At 33.3% G+C, this 2,667-nt stretch carries 1 protein-coding gene; it reads left to right on the top strand.

The window, feature by feature from the left end:
• Positions 1-2,667 (top strand): SusC/RagA family TonB-linked outer membrane protein (locus B2217_RS11195; protein WP_291122591.1); only part of this gene is annotated, 2,667 nt, incomplete at both ends.

Here is a 2,667-nt window from a genome sequence, read left to right as displayed (position 1 = left end):
ACCATTGTTGGCACAAACAGGAAAAACCGTGACTGGAACGGTAAAAGAACTTCAAGTCCCATTAGTGGGCGTAATGGTAAAAGAGGAGGGAACCGATAACTCCACCTTTACCGATGTAAATGGACAGTATTCGTTGACTTTACAACAAGACAATTCCAAACTAATTTTTGAGCAATTGGATTTCCCTATCCGAGAAGAAGAGGTATTGAATAGAAGCGTGATCAATGTACGTTTAACGAAAGAGGACGAAGGAATTCAACTAAAAGATGTGGTGATTAATGCAGGATATTATGCTGTAAAGGACAAAGAACGAACAGGATCTATTGCACGTGTTACCGCAAAAGAAATCGAGAATCAACCCGTGAATAATGTGTTGGATGCGTTGCAGGGTAGAGTAGCAGGTTTAGAAATTACTCCAACCACAGGAACAGCAGGTGGAGGATATACCATTCGGTTAAGAGGTCAGAATAGTATAAATGCAGGAAATGATCCTTTGTTTATAATAGATGGAGTTCCGTTTGATATAGGTAGTTCAAGTAGTGCAACTGTTAGTGGATCGGTTATACCAAGTGGTAAAGTTAATCCGTTAAATGCTATAGACCCACAATCTATTGAAAGTGTAGAGGTTTTAAAAGATGCAGATGCTACTGCTATTTATGGATCACGTGGTGCAAATGGAGTGATTTTGATAACCACTAAAAAAGGAACTAAAAATAAAACAAGTTTTAATGTAGATTTCAATAGCAGTATTAACCATATAACAAAATACGTAGATCTCTTAAATACGGAACAATATATTAAGTTAAGAAAGCAAGCATTTAGTAATGATGGGATCACCACTTTTCCATTTAATGCCTATGATGTGAATGGGACATGGGATCAGACAAGATACACCGATTGGCAACGTAAGCTAATTGGAAATGTAGGGAGTAATCATACAGCTCGATTTATGGTGAATGGAGGTTCTGAACATACATCTTTTATGGTTGGTGTTAATCTAGTAAAGGAATCGTCTGTTTATTTTGGTGATTTTTATTACAATAAAACGTCGATTTACTCAAATTTAAATCATACTTCAACTGATAAACGTTTTAATTTTAATTTGAATACTTCTTTCGGATTTGATCGTAATAAACTGCCACAAACAGATTTAACACGAGTATCGCGTTCGCTTGCACCCAATAGTCCTACTATTTATACGAATGATGGGAGAATAAATTGGGAAAATAATACATGGAATAATCCGATAGCTGCTTTGGAAAGTGTTTACAATAACAAAACCTATTTATTAAATCTTGGTTCAAATTTAAATTATAAAATCACAGACGATTTATCCGCTACTATCAATCTTGGATTAAATAAAAGTGAACTTACAGAGTTTCAAATTAACCCACATACTAGGCTTAATCCTGCTTCAAACGCATCAAGCTTAGAATCATCGAATAGTTATCGAAATTTAGGGAAAAGAAATAGTTGGATTATTGAACCTCAAATTAATTTCAATAAAATTTTTAAGGAAAATAAGATCGACTTATCGTATGGTTTTACATTCTCGAAGGCAGAAACTGAAGATTTGAGTTTATATGGATTTGGTTTTTTAGATAATTCTTTACTAAAAAGGTTAAGTGCAGCCAAGACATTACGTATTTTAAATGAAGCCAATTCTTTTTACAATTATATGGCGACATATCTTAGAATCAATTATTCTTTTAAGAATAAATATTTCATTAATTTAACAGGGAGACGAGATGGTTCTAGTCGATTTTCGCCAGAAAATAGATTTTCTAATTTTGGTGCAGTAGGAGCAGCATGGATATTCTCAAAAGAAAACGCATTCAGTAATTCGAATTGGTTGTCGTTTGGTAAATTGAGAGGAAGTATTGGAGTGACAGGAAATGACCAAATTGGTAACTACCAATATTTAGATACGTATTCCATCAGTGATGGTTTATACGAAGGGAATGTAAGTCTTAATCCTTCGAGATTATATAACCCGAACTTCTCTTGGGAAAAAAATATAAAAAGAGAAATCGCATTCGAAATAGACCTTTTTAAAAAGTTACATCTCGAATCTTCTTTCTATTATAATACTTCATCTAATCAATTGGTAGGGTATAGTTTACCTGCTACAACAGGGTTTAATTCAATTCAAGCAAATTTAGATGCGGATGTTGTGAACAAAGGTTTTGAGTTTCTGCTATCATCTAATGTGATTAATTCTTCTCATTTTTCATGGAATGTTAACTTACAATGGACTTTTCCTACTACCTACCTTAAAAAATTTCCAAATTTAGAAACTTCTACTTATCGCAATTTATATCAGATAGGATATCCATTATCCATCTATAAATTTTATAAATACACAGGTGTAGATAGTGTGACGGGTTTATATACGTTTGAAGATTTTAATAAGGATGGTAAAATAACGTCTACCGACGATAAACAGGCTATAGTCGACTTAACTCCAAAATGGTATGGTAGCCTTACAAATGATATGAAATATAAAAACTGGAATTTTAATTTTACGTTCTATTGGAGTAAAAAAATAGCCTATAACGAATGGGCAGGTACATCTACAATGGGAACTTTTAATAATATGCCTATTGCTAGTTTAGATTATTGGAGTGTGGATAATCCTAATGCTTCACAACAAAAGCCAACTTCTGG

This window comes from Empedobacter sp. UBA7620, assembly GCF_002484185.1.
In the GTDB taxonomy this organism is placed as follows: Bacteria; Bacteroidota; Bacteroidia; order Flavobacteriales; family Weeksellaceae; genus Empedobacter; species Empedobacter falsenii_C.
This window is presented reverse-complemented; position numbering and strand designations above follow the sequence as displayed.